12 protein-coding genes are annotated in these 15,501 nt (G+C 62.4%); 9 read left to right on the forward strand and 3 right to left on the reverse strand.

The window, feature by feature from the left end:
* Positions 1-29: 29 nt before the first annotated feature.
* Together mfd and EB231_RS19690 are read left to right on the forward strand one after the other, a co-directional pair.
* The gene (gene mfd / locus EB231_RS19685) at positions 30-3,527 is read left to right on the forward strand and encodes a transcription-repair coupling factor (RefSeq protein ID WP_172350329.1); all 3,498 of its coding nucleotides are present in this window, start codon (positions 30-32) and stop codon (positions 3,525-3,527) included.
* Between the two features lie 135 nt (positions 3,528-3,662).
* Positions 3,663-5,036: a class II 3-deoxy-7-phosphoheptulonate synthase gene (locus tag EB231_RS19690; protein ID WP_172350330.1), complete on the forward strand. Its 1,374-nt coding sequence runs from the start codon at positions 3,663-3,665 to the stop codon at positions 5,034-5,036.
* Positions 5,037-5,146: 110 nt separating this feature from the next.
* On the opposite strand, the gene EB231_RS19695 is transcribed toward EB231_RS19690, so the two are convergent.
* Positions 5,147-6,217: a diguanylate cyclase domain-containing protein gene (locus EB231_RS19695; protein WP_172350331.1), complete on the reverse strand. Its 1,071-nt coding sequence runs from the start codon at positions 6,215-6,217 to the stop codon at positions 5,147-5,149.
* Between the two features lie 413 nt (positions 6,218-6,630).
* Between EB231_RS19695 and EB231_RS19700 the strand changes: the two genes are divergently transcribed.
* Together EB231_RS19700 and EB231_RS19705 are read left to right on the forward strand one after the other, a co-directional pair.
* The gene (locus EB231_RS19700; protein WP_172350332.1) at positions 6,631-7,047 is read left to right on the forward strand and encodes a GFA family protein; all 417 of its coding nucleotides are present in this window, start codon (positions 6,631-6,633) and stop codon (positions 7,045-7,047) included.
* A gap of 78 nt (positions 7,048-7,125) precedes the next feature.
* Entirely contained in the window at positions 7,126-7,485 is a 360-nt protein-coding gene (locus tag EB231_RS19705; protein ID WP_140773321.1) for a diacylglycerol kinase, read from the forward strand.
* Between the two features lie 30 nt (positions 7,486-7,515).
* Here EB231_RS19705 and EB231_RS19710 read toward each other — a convergent pair whose 3' ends face one another.
* Both EB231_RS19710 and EB231_RS19715 read right to left on the reverse strand, forming a co-directional pair.
* Complete coding sequence (locus EB231_RS19710) at positions 7,516-8,103, reverse strand: DedA family protein (protein WP_172350333.1); 588 nt, start codon at positions 8,101-8,103, stop codon at positions 7,516-7,518.
* Positions 8,100-8,663 (reverse strand): DUF1003 domain-containing protein, encoded by a 564-nt coding sequence (locus EB231_RS19715; RefSeq protein ID WP_172350334.1) that lies wholly within the window; start codon positions 8,661-8,663, stop codon positions 8,100-8,102. Before EB231_RS19715 ends, EB231_RS19710 begins: the two co-directional genes overlap by 4 nt.
* A gap of 94 nt (positions 8,664-8,757) precedes the next feature.
* On the opposite strand from EB231_RS19715, the gene EB231_RS19720 reads away from it, so the two are divergent.
* The 5 genes from EB231_RS19720 (at position 8,758) to EB231_RS19740 (ending at position 15,468) form a co-directional block, all read left to right on the forward strand.
* A complete protein-coding gene (locus EB231_RS19720) occupies positions 8,758-9,474 on the forward strand; it encodes a DNA-3-methyladenine glycosylase I (RefSeq protein WP_172350335.1) in 717 nt (238 codons plus the stop codon).
* Positions 9,475-9,582: 108 nt separating this feature from the next.
* On the forward strand, positions 9,583-11,259 hold the full coding sequence (locus EB231_RS19725) for an NAD+ synthase (protein ID WP_172350336.1): 1,677 nt from the start codon (positions 9,583-9,585) through the stop codon (positions 11,257-11,259).
* Positions 11,260-11,315: 56 nt separating this feature from the next.
* Positions 11,316-11,726 (forward strand): GNAT family N-acetyltransferase, encoded by a 411-nt coding sequence (locus EB231_RS19730; protein WP_172350337.1) that lies wholly within the window; start codon positions 11,316-11,318, stop codon positions 11,724-11,726.
* Positions 11,727-12,119: 393 nt separating this feature from the next.
* Positions 12,120-13,925, forward strand: coding sequence for an ABC transporter ATP-binding protein (locus EB231_RS19735; protein ID WP_172350338.1), 1,806 nt, complete (start codon positions 12,120-12,122; stop codon positions 13,923-13,925).
* A 364-nt stretch (positions 13,926-14,289) separates the two neighbouring features.
* Positions 14,290-15,468 carry a hypothetical protein gene (locus EB231_RS19740; RefSeq protein WP_172350339.1) on the forward strand — a complete coding sequence of 393 codons (1,179 nt, stop codon included), beginning with the start codon at positions 14,290-14,292 and terminating at the stop codon, positions 15,466-15,468.
* Positions 15,469-15,501 lie beyond the last annotated feature (33 nt).

The following is a 15,501-nucleotide window of genomic DNA, read 5'->3' on the forward strand; positions in this document are numbered from 1 at the left end:
GGAATTGCGACAAACAAGACCGTGATTTGATGAGCCTCATTCCCACCATTGGTCTGCCGAAAGGCCGTGCCGGCCAGTTCATCGTCGACGGCGTCGCCGATGGCTATGAAGCCTTCGCGCTGGTGCAGACGGCCCTGGAAATCGCGCCCGACAAGCCGGTGCTGTTCGTGGCGCGCGACGGCCAGCGCCTGCCGGCGATCATCGAGGCGTTGGCCTTCGCGGCACCCGGCCTGCCGGTGCTGGAACTGCCGGCCTGGGATTGCCTGCCCTACGATCGCGTCTCGCCAGGTTCGGATGCCGCCGCCAAGCGCCTCGATGCGCTGACCGCGATGATCGCGCTGGCCAAGAAGCCACACCGCGCCGTCATCCTCACCACCGCCAATGCGTTGCTGCAGCGCGTTCCGCCGGCCGACCTTGTCGAGGCACAGACCTTTCACGCCAGGCCCGGCAACCAGATCGACATGAACGCACTGGTATCACGGCTGGAAACGTCAGGCTTCGAGCGCGTGCCAACGGTGCGCGGCATCGGCGAATTCGCGGTGCGCGGCGGCATTCTCGACCTGTTCGCTCCGGGCTGGAGCGAGGCGCTCAGATTGGATTTCTTCGGCGATACGCTGGAATCGATCCGCGTCTTCGACGCCGCCACGCAGCGCACCACCGGCCAGCGCAAGTCGATGGCATTGCAGGCGATGAGCGAAGTGGCATTGACGCCCGAAACCATCAGCCGCTTCCGCCGCTCCTACATCGAGGCCTTTGGCGCGCCGCAGCGCGACGACGGGCTTTACGCGGCGGTCAGCGAGGGCAGGCGCTTCGCCGGCATGGAGCACTGGCTGCCGTTCTTCTATGAACGGTTGGAGACTGTATTCGACTATCTGCCGGACACGCCGGTTGTCTTCGACCATCTGGCGCATGAGGCGTTGGCCGAACGCCACACGCTGATCCTCGACCACTATGAGGCGCGTAAGAAGCAGGCCGACGCTGCGCTGAAAGATGCGGTGCCCTACAAGCCAGTGGCGCCCGATCTGCTCTACCTGTCGCCGGAAAACCTGATCGCCTCGCTCGGACCGCGCGAAGCGATCGACTTCACGCCCTTTGATGCTCCGGATGCCGGTGCGAAAAAGGTGTATCACGCCGGCTCGCGCCATGGCCGTAGCTTCGTCGAGGAGCGCGCCGATCCGAACGTCAACGTGTTCGATGTGGTCGTCAGACACATCGCCGACGAACGCGCCGCGCGCCGCCGTGTCGTCATCGCCGGCTGGACCGAAGGCTCGCTCGACCGGCTTGGCCAGATCCTGGCCGAGCATCATCTCGGCAATCTCAAGCAAGTCGAGACGCTGGCGGAAGCCGAACAGCTCGAGCCGGGGCAGGCTGCTCTTGCCGTACTGCCGCTCGAATCCGGCTTCGAGACCGAGAAACTGGTCGTCGTCGCCGAACAGGATATTCTGGGCGACCGGCTGATCCGGCGTTCGAAGCGCAAGAAGCGCGCGTCCGACTTCATTGCCGAGGCCTCGGCCTTGTCTGCCGGCGATATCGTCGTCCACGCCGACCACGGCATTGGCCGCTTTATCGGCTTGCGCACCATCGAAGCGGTCGGTGCGCCGCATGATTGCCTCGAAATCCACTATGCCGGCGACGACCGGCTGTTCCTGCCGGTGGAGAACATCGAGCTTCTGTCGCGCTATGGCTCTGATACAGCCGAGGCGACGCTGGACAAGCTTGGCGGCGGTGCCTGGCAGTCGCGCAAGGCAAAGCTGAAGCGGCGCCTGCTCGACATGGCCGGGCAGCTGATCCGCATCGCCGCCGAGCGGCAGATGCGCGCCGCCCCGGCGTTGGTGCCGGCCGAAGGCCTCTATGACGAATTCTCAGCCCGTTTCCCCTATGAGGAAACCGACGACCAGCAGAGCGCGATCGATTCGGTGCGCGACGATCTTGGCGCCGGCAAGCCGATGGACCGGCTGATCTGCGGCGATGTCGGCTTCGGCAAGACCGAAGTGGCGCTGCGCGCCGCCTTTATCGCCGCCATGGAAGGGTTCCAGGTTGCGGTGGTGGTGCCGACGACGCTGTTGTCGCGCCAGCATTTCAAGACGTTTTCGCAGCGTTTCTCCGGCCTTCCCATCCGGGTCGCCCAGGCCTCGCGGCTGGTCGGCGCCAAGGAGCTGGCCGAAACGAAGAAGGCGCTGGCCGAGGGGCAGGTGGACATCGTTGTCGGCACCCATGCGCTGCTCGGATCCTCGATCTCGTTCAAGAATCTCGGCCTGCTGATCATCGATGAGGAGCAGCACTTCGGCGTCAAGCACAAGGAGCGGCTGAAGGACCTGAAGACCGATGTCCATGTGCTGACGCTGTCGGCGACGCCGATCCCGCGTACGCTGCAACTGGCGCTGACGGGCGTACGCGAACTGTCGCTGATCGCCACCCCGCCGGTCGACCGCATGGCGGTGCGCACCTTCATCTCACCCTTCGATCCGCTGGTCATTCGCGAGACGCTGCTGCGCGAGCGTTATCGCGGCGGGCATTCCTTCTATGTCGTTCCGCGCATCAGCGATCTCGCGGAAATCCATGATTTCCTGAAGGAATCTGTTCCCGAATTGAAGGTGGCGGTGGCTCATGGCCAGATGCCGCCGGGCGAACTCGACGATATCATGAACGCCTTCTACGACGGGCAATATGATGTGCTTCTGTCGACCACCATCGTCGAGTCCGGTCTCGACATACCGACCGCCAACACGCTGATCATCCATCGCGCCGACATGTTCGGCCTGTCGCAGCTCTACCAGTTGCGCGGCCGCGTCGGCCGTTCCAAGGTGCGCGCCTATGCGCTGTTCACACTGCCCGCCAACCGCAAGCTGACCGACACCGCCGAGCGCCGTCTGAAGGTGCTGCAGTCGCTCGACACGCTCGGCGCCGGCTTCCAGCTCGCCAGCCACGATCTCGATATCAGGGGCGCCGGCAATCTTCTGGGTGAAGAACAGTCCGGCCACATCAAGGAGGTCGGCTTCGAACTCTACCAGCAGATGCTGGAGGAGGCCGTCGCCGAGGTGAAGGATTCCGGCGAGGTCCAGGATGGCGGCTGGTCGCCGCAGATCGCCGTCGGCACGGCGGTGATGATCCCGGAAAGCTATGTGCCGGACCTGCAGCTCAGGCTGGCGCTCTACCGCCGTCTTGGCGATCTCGAAAACACCGAGGAGATCGACGCCTTTGGCGCCGAGCTCATCGACCGGTTCGGCCCGCTGCCGGACGAGGTGAAGCATCTCCTGAAGATCGTCTTCATCAAGGCGCTTTGCCGCAAGGCCAATGTCGAGAAGCTCGATGCCGGGCCGAAGGGCGTCGTCATCCATTTCCGCAAGCGCGAATTCTCCAACCCGGTCGGGCTGGTCAAGTTTATCAGCGAGCAGGGCTCGCTGGCCAAGATCCGGCCGGACCACAGCGTCGTCTTCACCCGCGACTGGCCAACGGCCGAAAAGCGTCTGGCGGGCTCGGCGGTGGTCATGACGCAACTGGCAAGGCTGGTCGAGAAGGCGGCATAGCCCAGCCTGCCCATTCGCCAGCGCTGAGATTCCGGTCTAGAATAGGAAATCGGCTTCGTGTATGGAGCCGGCCAACCCATATAGGGGTGGAAATGCGGGCGAGGGTGTTCGCCGGAAAGAGCGTTGGGTGCAGCGATGACGAAATGGTCGCCGAATTCGTGGAGAGCAAAGCCGATCAAGCAGGTTCCTGCCTATCCGGATCTTGCCGCGCTGAAAAACACGGAAGCCCAGCTCGCCACCTTTCCGCCGCTGGTTTTTGCCGGTGAGGCACGCAAGCTGAAGAAGCAGCTGGCGGCTGTTGCCGCTGGCGAAGCCTTTCTGCTCCAGGGTGGCGATTGCGCCGAGAGCTTTGCCGAACATGGCGCGGACAACATCCGCGACTTCTTCCGCGTCTTCCTGCAGATGTCGGTCGTGCTGACTTTTGCCGGCGCACAGCCTGTGGTGAAGGTCGGCCGCGTTGCCGGCCAGTTCGCCAAGCCGCGCTCGTCCGACAACGAGACCAAGGGCGGGGTGACGCTGCCGAGCTACCGCGGCGACATCATCAACGGTATCGAATTCGATGCCAAATCGCGTATTCCCGACCCAGCCCGCCAGGAAATGGCCTACCGCCAGTCGGCGGCGACGCTCAACCTTCTGCGCGCTTTCGCGCAGGGCGGCTATGCCAGCCTGGAGAACGTGCACCGCTGGATGCTCGGCTTCGTGTCGGACAGCCCGCAGGGCGAAAAATACGAGTCGTTGGCCAACCGCATCACCGAGACGATGGACTTCATGAAGGCCGTCGGCATCACCTCGGAGACCAACTACGCGCTGCGCGAGACGGATTTCTACACCAGCCACGAGGCGCTGCTGCTCGGCTATGAAGAGGCGCTGACCCGCGTCGACTCGACCTCCGGTGACTGGTACGCCACGTCAGGCCATATGATCTGGATTGGCGACCGCACGCGCCAGCCCGACCATGCCCATGTCGAATATTGCCGTGGCATCAAGAACCCGCTCGGCCTGAAATGCGGCCCGTCGCTGAGCGCTGACGGCTTGCTTGAACTGATCGACCTGCTCAACCCCGAGAACGAGCCCGGCCGGTTGACGCTGATCGCGCGCTTTGGTTCGGACAAGGTCGCTGATCATCTGCCGAAGCTGGTGCGCGCGGTGCAGAAGGAAGGCCGCAGCGTGGTCTGGTCGTCTGACCCGATGCACGGCAACACCATCGAGGCAGCCGGCTACAAGACGCGGCCGTTCGACCGCATCCTGAAGGAGGTGCAGACCTTCTTCGAGGTGCACCGCGCGGAAGGCACGCATCCGGGCGGAATCCATGTCGAAATGACAGGCAAGAACGTGACCGAATGCACGGGCGGCGCGCGCGCCATCACGGCCGAGGAATTGCAGGACCGCTACCACACCCATTGCGATCCGCGCCTCAATGCCGACCAGGCGATCGAACTGGCCTTCCTGGTCTCGGACCTCCTGAAGAAAAGCCATCCGGTGCAGCACAAGCAGGTCGCCAACGGCTGATCCCAACCAATTGACCGGTAAAGAAAAAGGCGCCTGGGAAACCCGGCGCCTTTCCTTTTTCAGCTCATCGTTTGCGCTCCCGCCCAAGCCGGCGCGATCTGCAAAAGACATCAGTCTTTCTTGTAGAGCAGCCAGCTCTTGCCGGCGCGACCGGCCATGGTGGAATGCTTGGTGACGCGATTGCGGCCGCTGACCTTCGAGCGGTAGAGCGCACGGTCGGCTTTCGTGTAGAGGTCCTCGGGGCCTTCGGCCTCCGACGCCATGCAGATGCCCATCGACACCGTCACGGTGCCGTAATTCATACCGGTCTGGCTGCTGGTGAACGGCGTCTGTTCGATCAGGGCGCGAATGCGCTCGGCGATCTCGTAGGTGGCGTCTTCGCTGGCGCCCTCGATGATCAGCGCGAACTCCTCGCCACCGGTGCGGGCAACGAACATGTCGCCGCGGATGCTGGTCTGGAAAATGTCGGCGATGATCTGGATGATCTTGTCGCCGACCGGGTGACCGTAGCGATCATTGATATCCTTGAACCGATCGATGTCGGCAAGGATCAGGGCATTGAACAGGATGCCCTTGTTGCTGTTGTAGATCCGGGTGATTTCCTTGTCGAAGGCCCGCCGGTTCCAGATATGGGTCAACGGATCGGTGTCGGCGAGCCGCTTGTACTCTTCGAGCTTCGACTTGACGCTCTCGAGTTCGGTCGTCTTGTCGTTGAGCGTCGAGGCGACCTGCCGGCCATGATCAATGGTCGAGTTGGTGGCGACCGACATGGCGTTGGCGATCTTGTGCAGGAGATCCTGCGAAAGCAGGCTTCGGTTACTCAGGCCGCTCGATGTCTCATCGAGAATCCTGCCGTATTTTTCGATGTGGCCGCGCTCGCTTCGCAACAGCGATGCGACTTCCTCGAGCTCCCTGGCGATGACGTCCCGCGCATGCTCGACAATGTCTGGGCCATGGTTATGGGCAAAGAAAGAACGGCCTATCTTGTCCAACTCGTCCTGTGTCGGCCGGTTGCTCAGCGAGAGCACGGCAAGGCTAAGCTCGCGATTGGTGCCGCTCAGGGCCTCGTAGAAGATCTCGTAATTGCGCGGCAGGCCGAGCACGCCGAGCTGACGCATCGTGGCGACAACGGCGGATACGATGTCGGTGCCTTGTTCGGTTGGGGCGGATGCCGGCTGCATGTCTAGTTCACTCGTCCCCTCGGATCCCGGCGCGGAATTTGCGGGTTCCATTGATCGCCGCCCTGGGGAGCGCTAGCCGATAGTCCAAAACATCTTGCGAAGAGACCTGTCCCCACCCATGACCTTCGCTTGACGCAACCATAAATGCGGTAGCGCTAAAGTTTCCTTAATTTGCACGATTCCCGCAAGTTTTCTCTACCTGTGGCTGTAGAAGCATAAACTTTCGCATCACGGTCGCGAGACAAGACCCAATTTGGCGCGTTGAATTCGAAATGCGTGCGGCGCGCTGCTGGAAATGAAACTGAATTTCGAATTCGCCACGCCAATCGATGTCGTATTTGCTTGCGCGCAATCCCCGCAAAGCTGGAATCCTGGCAATGATGCTGGACGAGGTTTCTTCAAGGGGTGCCAAAATGAGCGACAGTCACCGGGGATCATGCCTGTGCGGAGCGGTCCGCTTCCGGACGCACGGGGCGTTGCGTGATGTCGTCTACTGCCATTGCTCGCAATGCAGGAAGCAGAGCGGGCATTTCTATGCCGCGACCAATGTTGCCGACGCCGACATCGTCATCGAAGGCGCCGAAAGCATCACCTGGTATGAAGCGTCCGATTTCGCCAGGCGCGGTTTCTGCAAGACATGTGGGTCGGTGCTTTTCTGGAAGCCGAGGGATCAAGGCTACATTTCGGTCATGGCGGGATCGTTCGACAAGCCGACAGGCCTCAAGGGCGACTGTCATATCTTCGTTGGCGACAAGGGCGACTATTATTCGATCGACGACGGACTGCCCCAATTTGAAAAGTCGACGCCTTCGATAGCGGTCGCCGAATGAATTTTGGACGAGACGCCTTATTCCCTTGATCGGGCCGTTGCTTTATCTCGTGCCGGTAATTCGGACAGAGGTTTGGGCATGCAGCGGCTGATCGACGCTTTTTTCAATTCGGTGCGGGCGTTTCGCAAGCTGGCCGCCAGCGAGAAGGCTTTCCAGCAGGAATTGCTGCTGTTGCTGCTCGCCTTGCCGGCCGGGTGGTTCGTTTCCGTCTCGTGGCGTGGCTACGCCTTGCTGATCGGGGCGGTGCTGCTCCTGATCATGGTCGAGGTGCTGAACACCGGGATCGAGGCCGCCTGCGATGCGTTCAGCCGCGAGTTCAATGTCGACATCCAGCTGGCCAAGGATTGCGGTTCGCTAGCCGTGCTGATTTCGGTATTCATCGTCGCCGGCGTCTGGGGCATCGCGCTCATCGAGCGGATCACCGGCTTTCCCATCTGACCTTCCGCCCGACTATGGAGGCTGGCGGCATCACTGTTCACGGTTACGCTCGCGGCTGGCGATGTGGCGGGCGACAAGCCAGGCCAGCACGGCCACGGTGAGGCCGATGCCAAGCCCGATCAGCAGTCGTTCGTGGCGCAGCAAGGCCTGGCCAACGAAATGCTCGGCGCCCAGCCCAAAAACATAGCCAATGGTGCTGAACACCACCGCCCAGATCACCGATGAGATGGCGTTGAGGATGACGAAGCGGGGTGCTGCTATGGTCGACAGGCCGGCCGCGATGCCGCCGACCAGGCGCATGCCGTAGACATAGCGGTTCGACAGCACGAAGATGTTGGGATGGGTGTTGAGCAGGCGGTAGGCGCGGCGGAAGCCGGGCCGCCTGCGCAGCCTGACGACATGACGGTTGTCTGCGAAACTTCTGCCCAGGATGAAGAAGAAGGTATCGCCGGCGAAGGCGCCGAGCGCTGCCGCGACAAAGGCGTGCCAAAGCACGAAAACATGCTGGTGGGCGAAGAAGCCGCCGAGGATCGCGGCACTTTCCCCTTCGGCGACACAGCCGACGAAGACGGCGAGCAGCCCGTACTGTTCGATGAAATGATGGATCGCTTCGGTCATGAGGACTGGGTCTGGGGAGCGAGCCGTTCGTCGATCCGCTTCAGCTGTTCGGCTATCTGCGCGATCTCGTCGCGCATGCCGATGATCTGGCTGTGGCGCAATTCGTCCAGCTTTTCGTGCAGTGCCATGATCTCGATTTCGGCCTTGAGGTTGACCTCGTAGTCATGGGCAGCGTCGATGCGGTCGCGCGCCGCCTGGCGATTCTGCGACATCATGATCACCGGCGCCTGCAGGGCAGCGATCATCGACAGCACCAGGTTGAGGAAAATGAAGGGGTAGGGGTCGAACGACTTTTGTCCTAGCAGCCACCAGTTGGCACCGATCCATAGGATCAGGAAGGCGATGGATGACAGAATGAACGTCCACGAACCACCGACACGCGCGATGGCATCGGCGATACGATCGCCCGCGCCCTGAAGGCCGGTAAGATTGTCGTTGATGTCCTGTGATATGGGTTTGCGGTCGACAGTGCTTTGCAGCACCCGCCTCTCGAGCTCGCTCAAATTCTCTGGGTTTCGCCTCAGCCATCGATTGGCCAGTTCGGGCACTGTCTTGTTCATGGACGTCTCCACACCAAAGCGTTGGCTTGGCAGTTTCGTCTCCATATAGGAAGATGCCGTACCTTCAAAAGCGCGGCATGGAGATGGAGGCAAGATGCCAGATTTCGCCAAAATCCGCGCCCGTACAGCCAAACGCAAGGGTGGGGAAGCGGAGCTTTCAACGCTGCTGGGGCCGGTGCCCGACAATGCCGCAGTCGCCGACATCCCGGACGATCGCATTCTGTCGACCATGGCCGAGCGAATCTTTGCCGCCGGTTTTGTCTGGCGCGTTATTGAACAGAAGTGGCCGGGTTTCGAGGAGGCGTTTCTGCGTTTCGAGCCGAAGCGGCTGTTGTTCCAGCCTGACGATTTTTGGCACGATCTGGCTTCCGACCCGCGCATCGTGCGCAATCCGCAGAAGATCAAATCCGTCCGCGACAACTCTGCCTTCGTCGAACGCGTGTCCAAGGAACATGGCGGCTTCGGTCATTTCCTTGCCGACTGGCCAGCGGATGATCAGGTCGGACTGATGGCCTATCTCGGCAAGCATGGCAGCCGGCTGGGCGGCAATACCGGCCAGTATTTCCTGCGCTGGCTGGGCTGGGACGCCTTTGTCATTTCGCCCGACATGGCGGCGGCCCTTCGTGACGCAGGCCTCGATATCGCCGAAAGCCCGACTTCGAAGAGGGACCTCGACAAGATCCAGGCCCAGATCAATCAGTGGGTGGCGGACACGGGCCTGCCGCGCCGGCACATTTCGCGCATCCTGGCGATGTCGATCGGCGACAACCATTCCCCGCAGTCGTTGCGCGAATATATGGGCGACGACTGATCGCCGGTCTGGGCGCGAATGACCCCAGGTCATTCGGATCGGCACGGTCTGGGGTGGTCCAAACGAACGCCATTGCTCGGGCAATTCCGCCGCGCTAAGTCAGCAGGCATGACCAAGAAGCCCGACATACTGCGCATCGCGATCGCCCAGCTCAACCCGACAGTCGGCGATGTCGCCGGCAACCTCGCCAAAGCCCGCGAGGCGAGGGCGGATGCCGCGCGCCATGGCGCCGATCTCGTGCTCTATACCGAGCTTTTCCTGGCCGGTTATCCGCCGGAAGATCTCGTTCTGAAGCCGGCCTTCCTCAAGGCATGCGAGCGGGCGGCGCAAGAGTTCGCCGCCGATACATCGGATGGCGGGCCAGGCGTCATCATCGGCACACCGCTGAAGCGCAAGAGCGGCACGCACAATTCGATCATCGTCGCCGATGGCGGCAAGATCCTGGCCGAGCGCTACAAGCTTGACCTGCCGAACTATGGCGAGTTCGACGAAAAGCGCGTCTTCCAGGCCGGGCCGGAACTGCAGGGCCCCGTCAATTTCCGCGGCGTGCGGCTTGGCATCCCGATCTGCGAGGACATATGGGGCGACGTCGCGGTGTGCGAGACACTGGCCGAGAGCGGCGCTGAAATTCTGCTGGTGCCGAACGGCTCGCCCTATTATCGCGCCAAGATCGATGTGCGCCATCAGGTTGTCATCAAGCAGGTCATCGAATGCGGCCTGCCGATGATCTATGCCAACCAGCTCGGCGGTCAGGACGAGCTGATCTTCGACGGCGCGTCCTTCGCCATCGGTGCCGACAAGAGATTGGCTTTCCAGATGAGCCAGTTCGAGGACGCGATCGACGTCACCACGTGGAAACGCACGGAGGAGGGCTGGGTCTGCTCGGAAGGGCCGATGTCGAAGATCCCCGAGAGGGAGGAGGCCGACTATCGCGCCTGCATGCTGGGCCTGCGCGACTACGTCAACAAGAATGGCTTCAAGAATGTGGTGCTGGGCCTGTCGGGCGGCATCGATTCGGCGATCTGCGCTGCCCTTGCCGTCGACGCGCTCGGTGAGGAGCGGCTGCGCGCGGTGATGATGCCCTACCGCTATACGTCGAAGGATTCGCTGAAGGATGCCGAGGACTGCGCGCGCGCGCTCGGCTGCCGCTATGACATCGTACCGATCTTTGAGCCCGTCGAAGGGTTCATGCACGCGCTGACGCAGCTTTTCGAAGGCACCAAGGAAGGCATCACCGAGGAAAACCTGCAGAGCCGAGCGCGCGGCACCATTCTGATGGCGATCTCCAACAAGTTCGGCTCGATGGTCGTCACCACCGGCAACAAGAGCGAGATGTCGGTCGGCTATGCCACTCTCTATGGTGACATGAATGGCGGCTTCAACCCGATCAAGGATCTCTACAAGATGCAGGTCTATGCGCTGTCGCGCTGGCGCAACAGCCATGTGCCGCCGGGCGCGCTCGGACCGTCGGGCGAGGTCATCCCGAAGAACATCATCGACAAGGCGCCGTCGGCGGAATTGCGGGAAAACCAGACCGACCAGGATTCGCTGCCGCCCTATCCGGTGCTGGACGACATCCTCGAATGCCTGGTCGAAAACGAGATGGGCGTCGACGACATTGTGGCGCGTGGCCATGACCGGGCGACGGTGACGCGCATCGAGCATCTGCTTTATATCGCCGAATACAAGCGTCGGCAGGCCGCGCCTGGCGTGAAGATCACCAGGAAGAATTTCGGCCGCGACCGCCGTTATCCCATCACCAACCGTTTCAGGGATCGTGGATAAGGCGCGGTTCGTCCACCGGACGAAAATGTGCGATGCCGCGAGGCGAGGACACAGCCATGCAAGACTGTGAGATCAGTTTCGACCTCGCGCGGATCGACTTCCGCGCGACCTCGGACCTGTTGATGACGAGCTACTGGGGGGCCGGACGCAGCGATGAATTTCATCGCCGGGCCTTTGCCAATTCGTTCTGCGCGGCCGCTTACATCGATGGCAAACAGGTCGGTTTCGGCAGGGCGATCACCGATCGCACGGTGTTCGCCTATCTCGCCGACATCTTCGTCTGGCCGCGGCATCGCGGGCAGGGCATCGGCTCGCGGCTGGTGCGGGAGCTCATCGATCATCCCGAGCTCGGCACCGTCTCGCACTGGAGCCTGTCGACCAGCGACGCGCATGGCGTCTATGAGAAACTGGGTTTCAAGGCCTCGACGGACGGCCGATACATGCGCCTCGATCGCTCGCCCCAATGACGGGCACCCGGCGAAAGCTTCTATCAGCTATTGTTGCAAAATAATCTCAGTCCTTGGACCAGATACGCTTTGGTCAGGAGCTGGCCTTGGCGATGCATCGGGCCGTCTCTATAAGGGCCGTTCCGCGATTCATTTGCGGGAGGTCCGAATGGCAGTATTTCACATGGTAATGCGAGGCCGCGAAGCCTAGGTCTCATCCGGCACTCCGCGAAGATCTACTCTTCGCGTCGAAGCCGGATTGGGCACGGGCTTATGCCGATGCCGGTCGCCGCCCTGACAGGGGCGTGACGCCAAAATATGCCAGTCCGCTTCCGGGCAATCATCAGCCCCTTGCGCGGCTTCTTCAATTTTCGACTTTACTGGGATCGGGCTCGTTTGCGCCCGAATGACATCATGGCTCGTCTTAAGATCGATTTGCGCGCGAGCGCGTTTCGCAGCGTTCTTGGTTTCTCGCTCACCCACTGGCGGCGCCAGCCGTGGCGGCTTTCGCTCATCATGGGCGGTTTCCTGCTATCGACGCTGGCCGATGTCCTGACGCCGCTTTATTCCGGCCGGCTGGTCGACGCCGTCGCCAGCAGTGCTGGCGCGGACGCCATTGCCTGGAATGCCGCGATGACGGCGTTCTCGATTCTGATGGCGCTGGCGCTGACCGGCGTTGTGCTGCGCAACCTGGCGTTCATGGGCATCGTCGAACTGACGCTCAAGATGATGGCCGACATCGCCGCCGATGCCTTCCATCGCGTCCAGCGGTTTTCCACCGATTGGCACGCCAACAGCTTTGCCGGCTCGACCGTGCGCAAGGTGACGCGCGGCATGTGGGCGCTCGACCTGCTCAACGACACCATCCTCATCGCGCTGCTGCCGTCCGTCGTCATGCTTGTCGGCTCGACGCTGCTGCTCGGCTGGTTCTGGCCGCTGATGGGGGCGGTCGTTGCCGCCGGCTCGGTGCTGTTCATCATGGTGACCGCAATGCTGTCGCTTGGCTATGTCGCGCCGGCGGCAAGGCTCGCCAACACGTGGGATACACGCCTGGGCGGCTCGCTGGCCGATGCAGTGAGCTGCAACGCCGTGGTCAAGGGTTTTGGCGCAGAGGAGCGCGAAGAGCGCCGCCTCGCTAGGGTTATCGCCAAATGGCGAGGACGCACGCGCCGCACCTGGGTGCGCGGCACCGTCAACGGCACCACCCAAGGAGTGCTGCTGCTGGCCATGCGCGCCGCGGTGATCGGTCTGGCGCTAATGCTGTGGTCATGGGGGCAGGCGAGCGCCGGCGACATCGCCTTCGTGCTGACCTCGTTCTTCGTGCTGCAGGGCTATTTGCGCGATATCGGCACGCATATCCGGAATTTGCAGCGTTCGATCAACGACATGGAGGAATTGGTCGATTTCCAGTCCGAGCCGCTCGGCATCGAAGACCGGCCCGGCGCCGGGCCGGTCCGGATCACGCAAGGGGCCATCAGCTTCGACAACGTCACCTTTCACTACGGCAATCACCGGACGCCGCTCTATCGCGACTTTTCGGTCGATATCGCACCGGGCGAACGTGTCGGGCTCGTCGGGCACTCGGGGTCGGGCAAGACGACTTTCGTCAAGCTCATCCAGCGGCTCTACGACGTGAATGCGGGTAAGATCCTGATCGACGGCCAGGATATCTCGCAGGTGGCGCAAGCGTCGCTGCGCGGGCAGATCGCCATCGTCCAGCAGGAGCCGATCCTGTTCCACCGATCGCTCGCCGAAAACATCGCCTATAGCAGGCCGAGCGCGACGCAGGCCGAGATCGAACATGCCGCCAGGCTGGCGAGCGCGCACGACTTCATCGCCAACCTGCCGAAGGGTTACGGCACGCTGGTCGGCGAGCGCGGCGTGAAATTGTCGGGCGGCGAACGGCAGCGCGTGGCGATCGCGCGCGCCTTCCTTGCCGATGCGCGCATCCTGATCCTGGACGAGGCGACATCGAGCCTGGATTCGGAATCGGAGGTGCTGATCCAGCAGGCGATGGAGCGGCTGATGGTCGGCCGCACCACGCTGGTCATCGCGCACCGGCTTTCGACGGTGCGGGCGCTCGACAGGCTGCTGGTCTTCGATCGCGGCAACATCGTCGAGGAAGGCTCGCATGACGAACTGATCCGGCTGAAGGGCGGCATCTACCGACGCCTGTTCGAGCGCCAGGCGCTCGAGCTGACCAAGGGACTTGCCATCTGATCTGGGGTGGCCTTCGGCTTCGTTCGGAGGCCACCTCTATCAGGCGCTGTCGGCCGGTCGGGAGTGGCGGTGCACGCAACCGCGGGGCGGGGCCGAACCTGTCGCGAATGCATCGGCGGGGGCTCCCCGTCACCCAGCCTATGCTGGCCGAGCCAATCCGTGACGCGAAGCGATATCCAGGCCCTTTTGCGGATCCTGAGTTTGAGACATTTTGTTTATGATGCCGATCGAGATACGTTGTCTCAACCATTGATTGATATGGCTTTGCTCAAAGCAACCCAAGGAAGATCTTCGCATCTCCTGGGATCCCGATTGATCAGCACAGGGTTTCGTCCTCCGGCAGACGACCTCCATAGGCCTCACGATGCATCTTGTTTCCGCAAATGCCGGTGTGAAAAGCGTGGCTGCGCCGTCGGTGCTGGAGACGCAACACGGCACGGTTCGGCCGCTCGCAGCCGAAGATCTCGAGCGTGTCGCCGCACTCTTCCTGACGAAGTTTCGGCGGCGACGTCACCTTCTCGATCGCGCGATCGCGGAGACGGCCGAGTATATGAAAAAGATCTATCTTGAGCCTGCCGGCCAGCCCGGGGAGAGCAACGCTCTTGTCCAGATCAACCCGCAGGGCCGTCTGGGTGGCTTCCTCGGGGTCCTGAAAGCCCGCTACGAACTCAACGGAGCGGCATTGAACGCGGCGATCATCGGGCCGCTCATGGCCGACCCCGGCACCGATCACGGCTCGGCCGGACCGCAACTGCTGCGTGCCGTGCATCAAGGCGCATTCGATCTGCACCTGACCGATTCGGCCAATCGGGTATCCTTGGCCTTCGCGCGCCCGATGAAGTATCAGCTGCTGCCGGTGCATTGTCTGGGATGGACCTGCATTTTCCGGCCGGCCGCGATGGCCGCCACCGTGGCGCGCGGCAAATGGCCGGGCCTGCCTCGCTTCGCGCTCGATCCTTGCGCCAGAGCATTCGACGCTTTTGCGAGAAAAAGATTCGAGCCGCCCGCTCAGCACTCCTCGTCACACCGGGTCCATCGCGAACCGATGGATGCCGCGCAATTTGCGGAGCGGTTGCCGACCCTGGTGTCCGATTACTCGCTTCGGCCGCGTTGGCAGGATGGCGAGCTGCCACGGCTGCTCGCTCTGGCGGCCGAGAAGCGGGCCGACGGTCCCCTTCATTTCGGCGGGACCTACGACGAAACAGGCAAGATACTCGGCTGCTACGCTTTCTACGGCCAAGCCGACGGCATCGCGAACCTGCTGCAAATCCAGGCCTCCGGATCTCACTGGGGCGCGACGCTGGATGGCCTGATCGTCGACGCGAGGAATATGGGCTGCGTGGGCATCACCGGGCAAACGCAAGGCAGGTTCATGCCTCAGCTCTTCGGCTACAAGAATGTCTTTTTCCGCTACGCCGGGGGGACGATGGTCCGCTCGCGGATCGCCGAAGTCACGGAAGCGGTCCGCTCCGGCGACATCTTCATCGGTGGCTTGATGGGCGACCGCTGGACCCGCCTCAGTTCCGATGATTTTGGCCGCTGATCACCCTCGGCGACCGGTTCGGATGTCCGGGCT

The organism is Mesorhizobium sp. NZP2298 (genome assembly GCF_013170825.1).
Lineage (GTDB): Bacteria > Pseudomonadota > Alphaproteobacteria > Rhizobiales > Rhizobiaceae > Mesorhizobium.